Genomic DNA, 16498 nt, shown 5'->3' on the forward strand with positions numbered 1-16498 from the left:
CGCCGAGTGCCCGCCTGCCTCCGGCGGGAAACGCGGCCTCCCGCGCGTCGGACACGAACGGCCCCGTGACGCGCCGTACGAGGTTCTCCGCTCCGACAGGATTGCCCGGCGGGGTACGGGTACTCGCCGCGCACGGGCGCTCACCCTGGCGCCCCCGACGGAGGGCCGAACGGGCATGACGACACACACACGCAACGCGAACACGACGCGAACCCCCGTGCAGCAGGCGGCGTTGCTGGTAGGGGTGGTGTTCCTGCTGGTGGGGGTCCTGGGATTCATCCCGGGGATCACCACGGACTACGACACGATGAAGTTCGCCTCGCACGAATCGGGCGCCGAACTGCTCGGGATCTTCCAGATATCCGTCCTGCACAACCTCGTGCACCTGGCGTTCGGCGTGGCGGGCGTCGCGCTGGCCCGTACCGCCTCCGGAGCCCGTACGTACCTGCTCGCGGGCGGTGCCGTGTACCTGGTGCTGTGGCTGTACGGCCTGTTCGTCGGCCACCACAGCGGAGCCAACTTCGTGCCGCTCAACACCGCCGACGACTGGCTGCACTTCGTCCTGGGCATCGGCATGATCGCCCTGGGCGCGCTCCTCACCCGCTCCCGCTCCCGCACCGGCGTCGGGAGGTGACCGCGGATGGCTTCCAGGAAGCTGTGGCTGACGGCTGCGGGGCTCGCCGCAGCCGCGGTCGTCGCGCGCCGGGCGCGAACGGACCAGTCCCCACCGGCCACCACCGACAGGTGGCTGACGGTGACGGTCAACCGCCCGCCCGGTGAGGTGCAGGCCGACAAGCTGCCCGCACCGCTGCAGGAGTACGGCGACCGCATCGAGACACGGACCGGCGCCGCGCCGGGCGACCGCGGCACCGAACTCGCCGTACGGTTCAAGGAGGCGCCGTCGGCCGCCGCGCAGTCGGCGACCGCGCGCGTCACCGGCAACGACCCGCGCCAGGACCTGCGCGTCGCCCTGCGCGAGGCGAAGGCCCTGCTGGAGGCCGGTGAGGTCATGCGCCCCGACGAGCCGACCACGCGTCCCACCCCCGGTGGAAAACTCGTCGGGCTGCTGAGCCGGCGTGCGAGCGGGGAGGGAGTGCTGTGAAAGCACTGTGCTGGGAAGGCGTGAACAAGCTCGGGGTCGAACAGGTGTCGGATCCGATCCTGCAGAACGACCAGGACGTCATCGTACGGATGATCGCGGGCACCACGTGCGGTTCCGATCTCCACCTCATCGGCGGTTACATCCCCTTCATGCGGGCCGGGGACGTCATCGGGCACGAGTTCATCGGTGAGGTCGTGGAGGTCGGTACCGGGGTCCGCCGGCACACCGTGGGCGACCGGGTGGTGGTCTGCTCCTTCGTCGGATGCGGCCGGTGCTGGTACTGCGCCAACGACCTGTGGTCGCTGTGCGACAACACCAACACCAACCCCGGCATCGGACAGGCCCTCTTCGGGGCCGACACCGGCGGGATCTTCGGCTACTCGCACGCCATGGGCGGACTGCGGGGCAGCCACGCCGAGTACGTGCGGGTGCCCTTCGCCGACTACGGCGCCTTCCCGGTGCCGGAGGGCATCGACGACACGAGCGCCCTGTTCGTGTCGGACTCGGTGCCGACGGGATGGATGGGCGCCGACCTGGCGGGCGTGAAACCGGGCGACGTGGTCGCGGTCTGGGGCTGTGGGGCCGTCGGCCAGATGGCGGCCCGCGCCGCGATGCTGATGGGCGCGGAACGGGTGATCTCCATCGACCGGATCCCGGAGCGGCTGGCGATGACCGAGCGGCACATCGGCAGCGAGGTCATCGACTACACGGCGACCGACGTCGGCGCGGAACTGCGGGAGCGCACCGGTGGCCGGGGCCCGGACGTCTGCATCGAGGCCGTCGGCATGGAGGCGCACAGCGACAACAGCCTCGTTCACGCCTATGACCAGGTGAAACAGCAGCTGCGACTCCAGACGGACCGGCCCACCGCCGTCCGGCAGGCCATCCACGCCTGCCGCAAGGCCGGCACGGTCTTCATCCTGGGCGTCTTCGCCGGTGCCGTCGACAAGTTCCCGCTGGGCGCGGTGATCAACAAGGGTCTGACGGTGCGCGGCGCCCAGATGCACGGCCAGCGGTACATACCGATGCTCCTGGAGCGGATGGCGGCGGGGGAGCTGAGCACCTCGCACCTGGCGACCCACACCGTGTCCCTGGACGAGGCACCGCGGGCCTACGACATGTTCAAGCACAAGACCGACGGCTGCGTCCGCGCCGTCATCCGGCCGGGCGGCTGACCCCCGCGGCCCGGGGCTCCCGGGCCGCACGCCCGCCGGGCGCCGGCCGCCCGCCCCCGCCGCGCCGGCGGGGGCGGGCGCGTCCTCGCGAGGCGTACCAGCCGGCTCCCAGGACCATGGCCAGGGCCGCCTCCACGACGTCGCCGCCGTAGTACATCCACTGGGCCCCCGCGTGCAGGTCGGCCGCGCTGAACGCGGTACCGGGCGGGGGTACGGCGTACAGGGTCCTGGCCAGTACGCCGTGCGCGGCGCCGACGGCCAGCAGGACGGCGCCGCGCACGGCGAGGCCCCACCGCCGGCGTACGGGATCCAGCTGGCACACGGCGAAGGTGAACAGCAGCCCGGCCGTCAGCAGGTGCACGTGCACCAGGGCGTGCGTCACGGGTTGCCGCCGTGCGGACGCGAAGAGCCCGGTGCGGTAGAGCAGCCACATGCCGCCCGCATCGAGCAGGGCCGCGACCGGTGGGCAGAGCAGCAGGCCGACCGGGCGGGAGTGCGCGAGGACCAGCAGGCCCCGGCGCGCGGCACCCGGTGCGAGGGCCCGCAGGGTGAGGGTGAGCGGACGGGCCAGGACGAGGAGCAGCGGGGCCACCATGCCCACGGCGAGATGCTGGACCATGTGCGCGGTGAACGGCTCCGCGGGCGGTCCTCCCACCGCCGCCCAGGCCACCGCGGCCCCACCGGCGGTGAACGCCCCGTCCCGCCACCGGGGCCAGACGTCCCCGCGGCGCCGCAGACGCCCGGCGGCCACCAGGTAGGCGACGGCCGCCGACAGCGCCGCCGCGACGGAGAACCACTCGACCGCGGTGGGACCCGGGGCGCCGCCCGGGTGGACGTGCGCGAGCGTCATGCCGCCGGGCCGGCAGCGGTGGTCCGGGCCGCGCGGACCGCCAGGCCCGCCCCGATCAGCAGCAGGAGCACGGCGGCGATGTTCCACGCCCAGTCGTACGGGGTGACGTCCACGCCGTAGCGGATCCGGTGCAGACGCAGCAGCTTGTGGTCCACGATCCCGTCGAACAGCTGGAAGGCCCCCAGGCCCAGGAAAAGACCCGCCCGGGCATGCGCCGGCGAGAGGGCGTGGCGGCGGCGCAGATCGGCGTACAGGAAGAAGCCGGCGACGAGCATCAGCAGCTCGGCGGTGTGCAGCAGGCCGTCGGAGAGCAGGCCCACGCCGGTGGTCGAGCGGTCGTAGAAGTGGTGCCAGTGCAGGACCTGGTGGAAGACGATCACATCGACCGCGGCCATCACGGCGATCCCGATCATGGCACACACGGCCATTGACCTGCGGGGTTCGCAGTGCGCGGGCGGGGTGACCACCGACCTGTCCGACGGCTTCATGGACGTGTGCCTTCCTGTCGTGCTGCCACTGCCACTGCCACTGCCGCTGCTCCGGCGCCGGTCGCACCATCGGCGTCCGCAGCCCTTCGCGGGCTGCGGACGCCGATGTGCCGCACGGGCGTGATCAGCCGTTACCCATGGCCTTGCGGACCGCGTCGCGGGTGCGGTCCATCAGGGCCGCGACCGGTCCGAGCGCCATGTTCGCCGCCGCGGACTCCACACCGGGGTGAGGGCGGGTGGGCGCCATGGCCTCGGCCGCCTTGACGCCCTTGGCCAGCGAGGCGAGCCCCGCGGTGTCGGTGCTGCGCCGGATGTGGGTGAACTCGTAGCGCTCCTCCGCCCGGGCGTGCTCCTGGACGTCGGCCCGCAGCGCCAGCAGTTGCGCCATGAACTTCGGGTCGTTCGTGTCCATGTCGTCCAGCGCGCTCAGCGTCTCCTTCGCCGACCGCTCCTCGGCGAGACGGTCGTCCACGACCTGCTCACCGCCGGTGACGTTCCGGCGCACGAACGGGTGCACCACCTCCTCCTCCGCCGTCTCGTGGACGGCGAGGAGCCGCACCAGGCGGCGGAAGGCATCCTGCCGGGCGTCGCCCCCGGCGGCCTCGACCTCGTCGAAGAGGTTGCGGATGTCACCGTGCTGGCGCATGAGCAGGGCCACCACATCGGTGTCCGGAGCGGCGTCGTCGCCGGCCTGCGGGGTCTGCAGCTCGGTCATGACCGGTCTCCTCACTTGCCGCGCAGGGCGGGGTCGGGGTGCTCGCCCTCGGTCTCGATGCGGTACTCGCGCCCGAACATCTCGTCGTGCTGCGTCATCACCCGCTCGCTGGGCGCCGCCTCACCGCCGTGGATGTCCTCCTGCATCTTCTCGAACCGCTCGTGCTGCTCGCGCACATAGCCGGCACCCAGCGTGGTCAGGTCCATCTGCGTGTCCAGCAGCTCGCGCAGATACTGCTTGTTCGGCTCGAATGTCAGCACGTTCGGCAGCTCGGGCGCCAGGACCGACTGCGGGTCGCGTCCGTCGTGCCTGCGCATCAGGTCGCAGGCGAGGTGCAGGTGTTCCAGCTCCATGTTCAGGTGCAGCTCCCAGATCGCCTTGATCCGGGGGTCGCTCTCCTGCTCCATGAAGGAGTAGTAGAGGTAGCACTCGTTGTACTCGTGGTTGACGAGCTGCTCCCACCACGTCTCGCCCGGGTCCACGAGGGACTCGTAGTGGGTGACGTGCTCCTCCTCGATGAGCCCGATCTCCTGGTAGAGCTGGCGGGCGATCGGCTCCATGTAGGTGGGGCCGGTGTTCATGTAGAAGTTCATGGTCTGCTGCTCCGTCGACATGATCGTCAGCGCGTGCAGCTTCGACAGCGGGTCCGTCCGAGTCTTGTCGTACGGGTCACGGACGTTGTCCACCGGGTTGCGGTGATGGAATTTCGTGGGCCGGCCCGGCATGACCTCGGTGAGGCCGTCGACGATCGCGTCCGCCTTGCGGTGCTCGATCATCTCGTACAGGTTCGCGTACCGGTACAGGTGGTCGAAGTCCTCCAGCACACCGAACTGGTACGCCTGTGTGAGGTACGGGTCCGGCTCCATACGGGCGACCCAGGCGGTGAGGTCCACGGCCACCTGCTCGTAGGCGATCGTCGTCTCCAGCACGGACGACACCCCGGGCAGCAGCCAGTTCACCACCTTCTGCTGCTGCGCCTCGATGTAGCGCGTACGGGCCAGCTGGCGCTTCACCTCGGGGTCGACGGTGTTGCGGGCCAGCATGTGGCTGAACATGATCGCCTCGACCTCGATGCCGTTCATCGTGATGATGCGGCAACGGGTGTACGGGTCGCAGTGGTCGGGATCGATGGGGGCGACGTTCAGCTCACGCCAGTTCCTGAGCTGGCGGTCCAGCGGAATGCCGCGTTGCTCCAGGGGGTTGAAGGTCATCCGTTGCCTCCAGGGCGGTCGATGGTGAGTACGCAGTCCCCCTCGATACGGAAAACAGTCACCGCAGGAGTGAGGGAATGAGCGCGGACCGTGTGCGCCCGTGGTGACGCCCCGCACTTCGTTTGCCGTACGCCCCGGTGGGGACCCGGCTGACGATGAGCACCACCAGCGGGACAGGAGTGGGTACCGCCCATGGGCACAGCAGCTGAGAACGGCCTCGCGGGACGTCTGCACGGCTTCCTCCGAGGCACGAAGCACGCGTATTCGGCGGGGCACGAGCGGCCCCTCGGGGGTTATCTGACGGCCATGGCCGGCTTCGGCGCCTACACGGCCGCCTGGGCGACGGCGGTACGGCTCAGCGGGCGCCGTCTGCCCGAGCGCCCGGAGCCCGCGGACCTGGCACTGACCGCGGTGGCCGCCTTCCGGCTCAGCCGGCTGCTGAGCAAGGCCGCGGTGACCAGTCCGCTGCGCGCCCCCTTCACGCGGTACGTCGGCCCGCAGGGCCCGGCCGAGCTGCACGAGGAGGCGCGGACCGGGAACGGCGGGGACACCGTCGGGGAGCTGATGACCTGCCCGTTCTGCACGGGCGTGTGGATGGTCTCGACCTTGACCGCCGGCCAGCTGCTCTGGCCCCGCGCCACCCGTACCGCCATGGGCGCGCTCACCGCGCTGGCCGGTGCGGACGCACTGCAGCTGACGTACGCGGCGCTGGTGGACAGGACCACCGGGTGAGTGCGGTGGGAGAGGGTACCCGCGGCGGCATGATGAAGCGAGCACTGTGGCAGGGGCTGGTCGCCGGAGCGGCCGGAGGGGTCGTCATGACCCTCGGCGAGAAGATCGAGCAGGCCGTCACCGGCCGGCCCGACTCCCATGTGCCCGCCCGGGTGCTCCAGCGGCTGACCGGGCTCCCGGAACGCCCCGGGACCCAGCCGCTGCCGCTGAACTGGGCCATGCACCACGGCCAGGCCGCCCTCCTGGGCGTACTGCGCTCCGTCATGGCGCACAGCGGGCTGCGCGGACCGGTCGCGTCCGCCAAGTTCGCCGTCGTGCGCCTCACCAACGACCAGATCCTCGAGAACGCGACCGGCGTGGGTGCCCCGCCCGCCACCTGGCCCCGCCGGGAGCTGGTCGTGGACGTCCTGCACAAGGCCGTGTACGCCTTCGCCACCGGGGTCGTCGCCGACGCCCTGGCGGCCCGCGGCGGCCCCGGTCCCGGACAGCGCCACGCCGCCCTCCGGCCGGGCCGTCACGCCGGCGTGGGCCCCCTGCCGCGCAGGGACGCCTACGGCCGGTGACCCGTACGCCGCCGGCCGGGACGGGGCTGCGTCCCGGCCGGCGGCGCGGTTCCTCATCTGTACGTACTGCCGGTGCCTACGTCCGGTCGCTCTCGTGACCCGCGGCGTCCACGACGTCGCGCTTGCCGGTGTGCTCCCGCTGGTCGAGCTTCGCCTGTTCCGGGTGGTGCAGGTCGAAGGCGGGGGACTCGGAGCGGATCTTGGGCAGGGTCACGAAGTTGTGGCGGGGCGGTGGGCAGGAGGTGGCCCATTCGAGGGAGCGGCCGTAGCCCCAGGGGTCGTCGACCTCGATCTTCTTGCCGTACTTGGCGGTCTTCCACACGTTGTAGAGGAAGGGGAGGGTGGAGAGGCCCAGCAGGAAGGCGCCGATGGAGGAGACGGTGTTCAGTGCGGTGAAGCCGTCGGCGGCCAGGTAGTCGGCGTACCGGCGCGGCATGCCCTCGGCACCCAGCCAGTGCTGGACGAGGAACGTGGTGTGGAAGCCGACGAACAGCGTCCAGAAGTGGATCTTCTCCAGGCGCGTGTCGAGCATCGTGCCGGTCATCTTCGGCCACCAGAAACTGAATCCGCCGAACATGGCGAAGACGATCGTGCCGAAGAGGACGTAGTGGAAGTGGGCGACGACGAAGTAGCTGTCGGTGACGTGGAAGTCCAGCGGGGGTGAGGCGAGCAGAACACCGGTGAGGCCGCCGAAGAGGAAGGTGACCAGGAAGCCGGCGGCCCACAGCATGGGGGGTTCGAAGGAGATCGAACCCTTCCACATGGTGCCGATCCAGTTGAAGAACTTCACCCCGGTGGGGACGGCGATGAGGTAGCTCATGAAGGCGAAGAACGGCAGCAGCACCGCTCCGGTGGCGAACATGTGGTGGGCCCACACCGTCACGGACAGGCCGGTGATGGCGATGGTGGCGCCGACCAGCCCCATGTAGCCGAAGACCGGTTTGCGGGAGAACACCGGGAGGATCTCGGTGATCACGCCGAAGAACGGGAGCGCCAGGATGTAGACCTCGGGGTGGCCGAAGAACCAGAAGAGGTGCTGCCACAGGATCGGGCCGCCGTTCGCCGGGTCGAAGATGTGGGCGCCGAACTTGCGGTCCACCTCCAGCGCGAACAGCGCGGCGGCCAGCACGGGGAAGGCCAGCAGCACCAGGACCGAGGTGAGCAGCACGTTCCACACGAAGATCGGCATGCGGAACATCGTCATGCCGGGCGCGCGCATGCAGATGATCGTGGTGACGAAGTTGACCGCGCCGAAGATCGTACCGAACCCGGCCAGCGCCAGCCCCATGATCCACAGGTCACCGCCCACGTAGGCGGTGCGCTCACCACCGCTGAGGGGGGTGTAGGCGGTCCAGCCGAAGTCGGCGGCGCCCTGGGGGGTGAGGAAGCTGGACAGGACGATCAGGCCGCCGAAGAGGAAGAACCAGTACGACAGCATGTTCAGCCGCGGGAAGGCGACGTCCGGGGAGCCGATCTGCAGCGGCATGATCGCGTTGGCGAACCCGGCGAAGGTGGGGGTCGCGAACAGCAGCAGCATGATCGTGCCGTGCATCGTGAACGACTGGTTGTACTGCTCGGTGGACAGGAACTGCATTCCCGGCCGGGCCAGTTCCACCCTGATCGCCATCGCCAGCAGGCCGCCGATCAGGAAGAACCCGAAGGACGTGATCAGGTACAGGTGGCCGATCTTCTTGTGGTCGGTCGTCGTCAGCCACGACACGACGATCCGGCCCTTGCTACGCCGCCCCTCGACCGGCACCAATGTCACCGGTGTTGTCTCAGTAGTCATCAGATCCCTCAATCGGCAGCACCACGTGACCGTGGAATCCGGGCAGCGCAACGGGTACCTCGCCCACCGGTCGTGGTGTCGGGCAGTGCGTAACCAGTTGAGCCCAATCCATGCCTGTAGGCCGGAAGCCGAGCCGACGGCGGAGGCGCGCCGACCCCAATGAACCAATATGCCGTTCGTCTGAACGGTGTACGGGTCACACACGGTCATGGTTACGGCCACGGGTCCGGTGGCGGCCCGCCCGCGAGCCCCGGTAGGCGGCGCGGCGCACCGCTGCCAGGGCGCTGCCCGGACCGAAGCCGGGAACGCTGTGCGCGTAGACGTCGAAGTCCACGCTCTCCTCCCGCGGTACGGGCAGCGGAGCGCCCACCGTCAGCACCGCGAACGCCCGCCACGTCCGGCCGGCGCTCCCGGCGCACAGGTCGAGGACGAGCGGCCCGGCGGCGAGGGCGTCGCGCAGACTCGCCGGGTCGCCGTGCACGGGTGCCCGGTCCTGGCGGGGAAAGGCGGCCAGGAGGCGGTGGTGACCGCCGACGCGGTACTTCAGCAGGGTGGAGTACGGGCCGCCCAGCGCGTCGGCGCGCGGCAGGGGCAGGCGCCGGACGGCCCGGCCCCGTCCGCTGCTGGTGAGGAGCAGGTCGAGGGGCCGGCCCGGACCCGCCGCGTCCTCGACGCGTACGGCCAGTCCCAGCCCGTCGGGCAGCCGGCCGGGCAGACCGGCCGCCCGGGAGAGGCGGACCGTGGCGGCGTACCGGCCGGGCGTGTCGAGCCACGGAACGCCCCAGCGCCCGCCTCCGTCGTCCACCACCTCCAGTTCGGCCGTGCAGGTCAGCCCCGTCGGGTGCAGTGCCGGGGCGTGCCGCAGACGGGCCAGGCGGCGAAATCCCGCCTCGACGGCGCCGACCAGTCGTTCTCCCATGCCGAACCCCGACCTTCCACGAAACCAGGCAGTTGCTCCGCTCCGCCGGTGGCCTGTGGCGGAGGGCCGACCGAGTACCCCCGCGGACGCGAAGCATGAACGGGCGCCTGACACGGTCTGCGCGCCGGGGCGCGGGTCGCTCCGCCGCACGTGATGTCGGCCGAAACCGTGGCGAACGGAGATTCCGGCGAACGGGAGGACGGCGGTGTCCGGACGCGGGGGCCCGTGTGCCGGATGGGGCGCCCCCGTACGCGGGATGCCGGGGAGCGCGGCAACTCTCTCGCGCATCCGTCAATGAATGTGCACCGACTGTCACAACCTGACGGATGCCGACCTGAAACGACTGCTGCTGTCTGAAAGGGGCTGACCGCGAGGATAGACTTCGGCAACCGAACGGCCCTCGTCCTACGTGTAGTTGACAGCGACGGGCGATCGCCTCGGTGGTGGAGAACGATGGGGCTCCGGCACGGTGGGTCCACCGCTGTCGGAACGCCACTGCACGCGACGGGATCAACGGCGTGCCGGGCGGTCCCGACCGCATGGGCGACGTCCGGGCGCTCATGGTCATGCTCGTAGGACAAGGGAGAATCGCCCCGATGCACCACCAGGACACGGCGTCCCCGGATGTGAGCCCCGAGCGGCTGGTCGCGAACCGCTACCGACTGCTGTCCCCCCTCGGGGAGGGCGGCATGGGCACCGTGTGGCGCGCCCGTGACGAGGTGCTGCGCCGCGAGGTCGCCATCAAGGAGGTGCGCGCTCCCTCCGGACTCGCCGCCGACAAGATCCAGCGCATGTACACCCGGCTGGAACGGGAGGCGTGGGCCGCGGCCCGGATCACCGCCCGCAACGTGATCACCGTGCACGACGTGGTCACCGACGGCGACCGTCCCTGGATCGTCATGGAACTCGTGCGCGGCCGCTCCCTCGCCGATCTGCTTGAGGCACAGGGGACGCTGAGCCCGCAGGAGACCGCGCGGATCGGCGCCGAGGTCCTGAACGCGCTGCGCGCCGCGCACGAGGCCGATGTGCTGCACCGCGACGTCAAACCGGCCAATGTCCTGCTCGCCGACGACGACCGGGTGATCCTCAGCGACTTCGGCATCGCCATGGTGCTGGGCGACACCGCGCTCACCATGACCGGCGAGGTCGTGGGGTCCCCCGAATACCTGGCGCCGGAACAGGCGTTGGGCCGCTCCCTGGGTCCCGCGACGGACCTGTGGTCGCTCGGCGTCCTGCTGCACACCGCCGTCCAGGGCCGCTCGCCCTTCCGGCAGGACAGCGCCCTGGGTACGCTGCGCGCCGTCGTCGACGACGAACCGCCCGTCGCGGACCGCGCCGGCCCGCTGACCCCCGTCATCGAGGGTCTCCTGCGCAAGGACCCCGCGGAGCGGGCCTCCGCCGAACAGACGGCGCGCCACCTGCGGCTCATAGCCGCCGGCGCCACGCCCGACGCCGACTCCACGTCGACGGGCCCCCAGCCGGTGGCGACCGCCGGCACCGCGCAGACGGGCACCGCCGCGGCGACCGTCTTCGAACCGACCGACGACGTACGCCCGGTGCCGGACGCCACCTCCGCGGACACCGCGGCGGTGACCGCCGTCGACGGGCCCACGGGACAGGCACGGCCCGCACCCGCGCCCACCTCGCAGGACGTCACGGCGACCGACGTGACGGCGGCGGACACGGCGGCGGCCGACGTCCCGGCGTCGGGCGTCACCGACACGCCCACCGTCCAGGTGCGCACGACGCCCGGCGCCTCCGACGCTCCCACCGGTGACGCCCTGCCCGTCACCGGTACGCCCGCGGCCCCGGCGCACCCGGCGGCAGCCGCCGCGCATCCCACGGGCCCCACGCACCAGCAGGTGCCGCAGGCGCACTCCCTGCCGACGGCGACCGCTCCGGTCACCACGGAGGCCCCCGGCGCCGCCCGGCCGCCGCGCGACCGGCGCAAGGGGTACCTGCTCGTGGCGCTGGCGACGGTGTCCGCCCTGCTGCTGGGCGGACTGGGCTACACCCTGCTCGACGACGGGGACGACGGCGGGGCGGACGCCAAGGACCCGGCGAACACGGCCGCCACGGGCTCCTCGTCACAGCAGGCACAGAACGGCGCCCCTTCCGCGGGCGGCGACGGTTCCGACGCGGAGGGCGGGTCCCCGGTCACGGTGACGGTCACGGGGACGAACACGACGTACGCGGGCAGCTGCCCGCCGCCGCAGGACCAGGCACCCGCGTTCACGGCCACCTTCAAGGTGACGGAGCTGCCCGTGCGCTTCACCTACCGCTGGGTCTCGGCGGAGGGGTCGGTCGTCGACAAGACCTGGCGGGCGCTGTCGTTCTCGGAGGGCGGCCCCACCACCCACCAGCAGACGATCCGCGTGACGACGTACGCCCAGGAGGGCACGCTGGCGAGCGCGATGGGCGTGGAGATCAAGTCGTCGCAGCAGACGATCTCCGACACGGTGCCGTTCACGGTGACGTGCCAATGACGTGCCAATGACGGCCCGGGCGGCGGCCGGTGGTTCCTCGCGCCGTCCCGCCCGGGTCCCCTGTTCGTGCCGGTCCGGTCCGCCTTCGTGCCGGGACGTCCGCTCGACGCGGCCGCCCCGGCACCGGGCATGTCATCAAGGAGTTCGAAGTGTCGTCGGTCATCGTGGGACGCACGGGTCCCTTCAGCGGTCAGAGCGCGGTGCTGGGCACCGAGGGCTCCCTACGGTTCGGGCGCAAGAGCGACAACGATGTGATCATCGTCAGCACCAGCGCCTCCCGGCTGCACGCCGAGATCGTCGTGGAGGACGGCGCGTTCGTCCTGCACGACCGCAACAGCAGGAACGGGACGCACGTCAACGAGCGGCGCGTCACACGGCACGTGCTGGAGCACGGCGACGTCATACGGATCGGTGACGAGACGTTCGCGTTCGAGACGCAGGAAGCCCTGGAGACGGTCATGGACCTCTCCCAGATGGACCTGCCGCGCGCCCCGGCCTCGGATCCCGGCACACTCCGCGTCACGGTCGCCGGCGGGGGCCCGGTCGGTCTCGCCTTCGCCCTGATGTTGGAGGACGCGCTGCCCGGGCGCGTGGCCGTCACCGTCCACGAGGGCCGCTGGGTCAGGTCCGGCTCCACGGTGAACTGGAAGGACGAGACGCACGGGAACGTACGCCGTCAGCAGGTCGTGACCCTCCAGAGCCGGCAGTACCTCGCGCTGACCGGGGAGATGCAGTCCGCGCTGTTCGCCGACCCGGCCAACTTCTCGGAGATGTGGCCCGTCGGACCGGACTCCGTCGACGGCAAACCGCCCCGCAACATCCGGATCGCCTACGTCGAGGACCAGTTGCTCGCGCTGGCCAACACCAAGGCGGCCATCCGGCTCGTACCGAAACGCTTCGACATCGCGGAGCACGAGGGCCGGCTCGCGCAGGAGCACGTCCTGGTGATCGGCGAGGGCGGCCGGTCCCGCACCCGCGAGTACTACGGGGACCGCTTCGGCGCGGCTGACGCCTCCATCTACTCCCTGGACGGCGAGCACATCCAGGACGTGGTGCTGGGACTGCGGGTCAAGTCGCCGCTGACCGACGAGATGAGCGTCCTGCTGACGGTGTCGCAGAACAGGTTCCTGCTCAACTCGCTGCGCGGCGAGGGCTTCCTCAACATGCGGCTCACCCGTGACGAGGCCAAGGCGGTGATCGGCATCGATCCCGTCCGGCAGGTCTTCGAGGAGTGCATCGCCGCACGGCCCTGCGTGATGAGCCGCCACGAGGACAACGAGTTCGTGTGTCCCACCCACGGCACCCTCTTCCTGCCCGCCCTGCTGCGCGGCTCGGCCCTGTGGAAGCGGATCCGGGAAGGCCTCAAGCTCTTCGGCGTGGCCGAGGACGACCTCACCGCCATCACCTCGTTCCGGCTGGACATGGTGCAGCGCCCCAGGTTCACGGCGCAGCTCAGCCGCGCCACCGCGACGACCCCGGGAACGTACGGCTTCCTGCTGGGCGACGCCGCCAACGCCATCCACTTCTGGCCCGGGCGCGGTCTCAACAGCGGCGTCGCCTCCGCCGTGTCGCTGGCCCGCTCGCTCAGCCGCGCCTGGCGGGGCAAGCCGTTGCGCGACGCCGACTTCATCCGGCACGAGGCCGCGATGTCCATGCTGCAGTACCGGCACAAGAGCCGCGCCTGGAACGCCATGGTCACCACCGACGAACAGGGCGTCACCCGCGCCATCAAGGACGTCATCGCCCGCAGCATGGAGGAGGTCCCGGCGCCGGCGCCGACCGCCGAACCCGAGGACGCGCGGCCCGACCTGGAGGCGCTGCTCGAACGCATGGGCGAGATCCGCTCGCGTCTCGCCACTCGCCTCCCCAATATGCCCACCGAGGAGGAACTGCGCGACCACCTCGCCTCCCTCGCACCGTCGACGCTGCGGACACTGCAGGAGAGCGGCGCGTGGGACACGCTGATCGTCGGCGGCGAGGAGGCGGACATCGACCTCTTCTACCAGTCGGACGCGCCCGTGTACGTCGCCCGCCCCACGGACCCGCGGGCCGTCGGCCACGAGCCCGGTCCCCAGGAGCCCGCGGCCTACGACCCGGCCTGAACCGCCCGCCGCCGGCGGGCCCGCCGCGTCGCCGCGGACGGGACGGGACGGGGAGCAGGAGCCGTGCCGCGGAACGAGCGGACCGCGGCACGGTGACCGGGCTCAGGGGGAACGAGTACCGCCGGGGCCGCCCGCGGCGTCCGGCGCGCCACGGTCCAGCAGGGCGAGGAGCGGCGCAGCGGGCAGCGGGTGGCGGGTGTGGCCGTACGGGCCCGTGGTCGTGGTGGCGGTGAGCAGGGAGTCGAGGACGGACTCCTCGACGGCGTCGAGCACGGCGACGAAGAGCGGGTCCAGCCGGTCGTCCGCCACCACGGCGGGCCCGGCGGGCGTGCCCAGGGGGCGGGTGCCGAAGGCGAGACCGTAGTCGCCGCTGCCGTGGCCGTACGCGGCGCCGGCCCTGGCCAGCCCGTAGACCGCGCGCCGGGCGAGGCGGGTCAGCTGGCGGGCGTCCAGCGGGGCGTCGGTGGCGACCACGACCATGCAGGAACCCGCCTCGCCCGGCGCGGTCGCCGGGACCGGGTCCGCCGTCGGGACGCCGACGTCGGCGGGGGTGACCGTGCGGCCCGACACCCGCAGCGTGCCGCCGAAGTTGGCCTGCACGAGCACGCCGAGTGTCACCTCACGGCCGGCGGTCAGGGGCACGCGCCGCGACGAGGTGCCGATACCGGCCTTGAAACCCAGCGCGGCCGTTCCGGTCCCTGCCCCCACGCAGCCCTCGGCGACCGGACCGCCGCACGCGGAGTCGAGCGCGGCCCACACGTGTTCCGCCCGGACCGGACGGGAGCGGATGTCGGACAGGAGCCCGTCGTTGCACTCCCCGACGACCGGGTTCAGACTCCGCGCCTTTGCCCCCTCGGGCCGCTCCAGGACCCAGCCGACCAGGGCGTCCGCGACCCGGAAGGCGGACAGGGTCGAGGTGAGCAGCACCGGCGTCTCCAGCGCGCCGAGTTCCGCGAGCTGCGTGGTGCCGAGCAGCTTGCCGTAGCCGTTGCCCGCGAACACCCCGGCCGGCAGCGGGCTGCCGGGCCCCACCCCGTCCGGCACGATCGCGGTGACACCGCTGTGCACCCGGGGCGGGCGGACCAGCGTGGTGTGTCCGACGCGGACACCGGGGACGTCGGTCAGGGCGTTGTGCGCTCCGGTGGGCAGGTCCCCGACGCCGAGACCGAGCGCACGGGCGCGGCGGGCGGCGGTGGGCGGGGGCGTTTCGGACAGGGACGCACGCGACGGATCGTGCAACGACTCACGCATGGGAGCACGCTATCGGGGCGGTCCTGCGGTCCGGATCCGCGCGTCCCGCGGGCGCCCCGCGGGTTTTTCCGTCCGGTGCGTCCGAATGCCCCGCCCGCACGGAATCCAGTGTGTGCGGCGTGCCCGCCGCGCCCTGAGCGGCGACGGGCCGAGCACCGCCCCCGCGCGGGGCGCCGGTGACCGCGGGCGGGGGCCCGCCGACGGGAGGACGCGACGGCGATGAGACTGACCAGACCACCCTGCGTCGACGGGCTGCGGGAACGCCTCGGCGGCGAACTCTTCGCCCGGGTGGCAGGACCGGACGGCCCCCGCAACCGGGCCCGCATCCACGGCACGCCGGGCCCGCGCTGGTTCGGACCCGAGCGCCCCGTCCGCCGGGTGCACGGCGACGCGTCGATGTTCATCGGCGGCCTGTCGGCCCTGCTGCTCCAGTCGCTCCATCCGCTCGCCATGGCCGCCGTCGCCGCCCACTCCGGCTTCCGGGGCGACCCGTGGGGCAGGCTCCAGCGCACCAGCACGTTCCTGGCGACGACGACGTACGGCACCGGTGAGAGTGCCCGGCTGGCCTGCGCACGGGTGCGTGCGGTCCACGAGCGGGTGTCCGGGACGACCCGCGAGGGCGTCGCCTACCGGGCAGGCGATCCGCATCTGCTGGGCTGGGTCCACGTCGCCGAGGTCGACAGCTTCCTGCGCGCCCACCAGCTCTACGGGCGGCGCCCGCTGACGGCGCGCGAGTGCGACGGGTACGTCGAGGACATGGCGCGCGTCGCCGCCGCCCTGGGCGTACCCGATCCGCCGCGCGACCGGGCGGGGCTCGACGCACGGCTGCAGGCGTACCGTCCCGAACTGCGGACGACCCCGCAGGCCCGTGACGCCGCACGCTTCCTGCTGCTGAACCCGCCGGTCCCGCTGGTCGCCCGTCTCCCGTACGGGGTGCTCGCCGCGAACGCGGTGTCCCTGCTGCCCGCCTGGGCCGCCGCGGAGCTCCGGCTGCCCAGACCGGCGGTGGTCGACGGCCTGTGCGTACGGCCGCTCGGCTCCGCCGTGATCTCGGCGGTCCGGTGGGCGATGACCCCGCCGCCGTCCGCCCGTGCCGCAGCACCGACCGCCTGAGC

At 72.1% G+C, this 16498-nt stretch carries 15 protein-coding genes; 8 read left to right on the plus strand and 7 right to left on the minus strand.

The window, feature by feature from the left end; genetic code table 11:
- The first annotated feature begins 175 nt into the window (after positions 1-175).
- The 3 genes from QFZ75_RS37715 to QFZ75_RS37725 are packed head-to-tail and all read left to right on the plus strand — an operon-like array spanning position 176 to position 2277.
- Positions 176-634, plus strand: a complete 459-nt coding sequence (locus tag QFZ75_RS37715; protein ID WP_307543930.1) for a DUF4383 domain-containing protein — start codon at positions 176-178, stop codon at positions 632-634.
- A gap of 6 nt (positions 635-640) precedes the next feature.
- The gene (locus QFZ75_RS37720; protein ID WP_307543931.1) at positions 641-1102 is read left to right on the plus strand and encodes a hypothetical protein; all 462 of its coding nucleotides are present in this window, start codon (positions 641-643) and stop codon (positions 1100-1102) included.
- A 20-nt stretch (positions 1103-1122) separates the two neighbouring features.
- Positions 1123-2277, plus strand: a complete 1155-nt coding sequence (locus QFZ75_RS37725; RefSeq protein ID WP_307543932.1) for a zinc-dependent alcohol dehydrogenase — start codon at positions 1123-1125, stop codon at positions 2275-2277.
- Here QFZ75_RS37725 and QFZ75_RS37730 read toward each other — a convergent pair.
- The 4 genes from QFZ75_RS37730 to QFZ75_RS37745 all read right to left on the minus strand — a co-directional run bounded on the left by QFZ75_RS37730 (position 2258) and on the right by QFZ75_RS37745 (position 5541).
- Positions 2258-3127 (minus strand): cytochrome c oxidase assembly protein, encoded by an 870-nt coding sequence (locus QFZ75_RS37730; RefSeq protein WP_307543933.1) that lies wholly within the window; start codon positions 3125-3127, stop codon positions 2258-2260. The genes QFZ75_RS37725 and QFZ75_RS37730 overlap by 20 nt on opposite strands.
- Positions 3124-3540 (minus strand): DUF2243 domain-containing protein, encoded by a 417-nt coding sequence (locus QFZ75_RS37735; RefSeq protein ID WP_307543934.1) that lies wholly within the window; start codon positions 3538-3540, stop codon positions 3124-3126. Before QFZ75_RS37735 ends, QFZ75_RS37730 begins: the two co-directional genes overlap by 4 nt.
- A gap of 199 nt (positions 3541-3739) precedes the next feature.
- Complete coding sequence (locus QFZ75_RS37740) at positions 3740-4330, minus strand: hemerythrin domain-containing protein (protein ID WP_307543935.1); 591 nt, start codon at positions 4328-4330, stop codon at positions 3740-3742.
- Between the two features lie 11 nt (positions 4331-4341).
- Positions 4342-5541 (minus strand): hypothetical protein, encoded by a 1200-nt coding sequence (locus QFZ75_RS37745; RefSeq protein WP_307543936.1) that lies wholly within the window; start codon positions 5539-5541, stop codon positions 4342-4344.
- A 192-nt stretch (positions 5542-5733) separates the two neighbouring features.
- Between QFZ75_RS37745 and QFZ75_RS37750 the strand changes: the two genes are divergently transcribed.
- Entirely contained in the window at positions 5734-6273 is a 540-nt protein-coding gene (locus QFZ75_RS37750; protein ID WP_307543937.1) for a DUF1360 domain-containing protein, read from the plus strand.
- A gap of 29 nt (positions 6274-6302) precedes the next feature.
- Complete coding sequence (locus QFZ75_RS37755) at positions 6303-6836, plus strand: hypothetical protein (RefSeq protein WP_307543938.1); 534 nt, start codon at positions 6303-6305, stop codon at positions 6834-6836.
- Between the two features lie 76 nt (positions 6837-6912).
- Here QFZ75_RS37755 and ctaD read toward each other — a convergent pair whose 3' ends face one another.
- Positions 6913-8625, minus strand: a complete 1713-nt coding sequence (gene ctaD, locus QFZ75_RS37760; protein WP_307543939.1) for a cytochrome c oxidase subunit I — start codon at positions 8623-8625, stop codon at positions 6913-6915.
- A 196-nt stretch (positions 8626-8821) separates the two neighbouring features.
- Positions 8822-9544, minus strand: a complete 723-nt coding sequence (locus QFZ75_RS37765; RefSeq protein ID WP_307543940.1) for a phosphodiesterase — start codon at positions 9542-9544, stop codon at positions 8822-8824.
- A gap of 596 nt (positions 9545-10140) precedes the next feature.
- Here QFZ75_RS37765 and QFZ75_RS37770 point away from each other — a divergent pair.
- Positions 10141-12030 carry a serine/threonine-protein kinase gene (locus QFZ75_RS37770; RefSeq protein WP_307543941.1) on the plus strand — a complete coding sequence of 630 codons (1890 nt, stop codon included), beginning with the start codon at positions 10141-10143 and terminating at the stop codon, positions 12028-12030.
- Between the two features lie 149 nt (positions 12031-12179).
- Complete coding sequence (locus tag QFZ75_RS37775; RefSeq protein WP_307543942.1) at positions 12180-14132, plus strand: FHA domain-containing protein; 1953 nt, start codon at positions 12180-12182, stop codon at positions 14130-14132.
- Between the two features lie 102 nt (positions 14133-14234).
- On the opposite strand, the gene QFZ75_RS37780 is transcribed toward QFZ75_RS37775, so the two are convergent.
- Positions 14235-15383 (minus strand): P1 family peptidase, encoded by a 1149-nt coding sequence (locus QFZ75_RS37780; RefSeq protein WP_307543943.1) that lies wholly within the window; start codon positions 15381-15383, stop codon positions 14235-14237.
- Positions 15384-15602: 219 nt separating this feature from the next.
- Between QFZ75_RS37780 and QFZ75_RS37785 the strand changes: the two genes are divergently transcribed.
- Positions 15603-16496 carry an oxygenase MpaB family protein gene (locus QFZ75_RS37785; protein ID WP_307543944.1) on the plus strand — a complete coding sequence of 298 codons (894 nt, stop codon included), beginning with the start codon at positions 15603-15605 and terminating at the stop codon, positions 16494-16496.
- Positions 16497-16498 lie beyond the last annotated feature (2 nt).

It is taken from the genome of Streptomyces sp. V3I8, assembly GCF_030817535.1.
Lineage (GTDB): Bacteria > Actinomycetota > Actinomycetes > Streptomycetales > Streptomycetaceae > Streptomyces.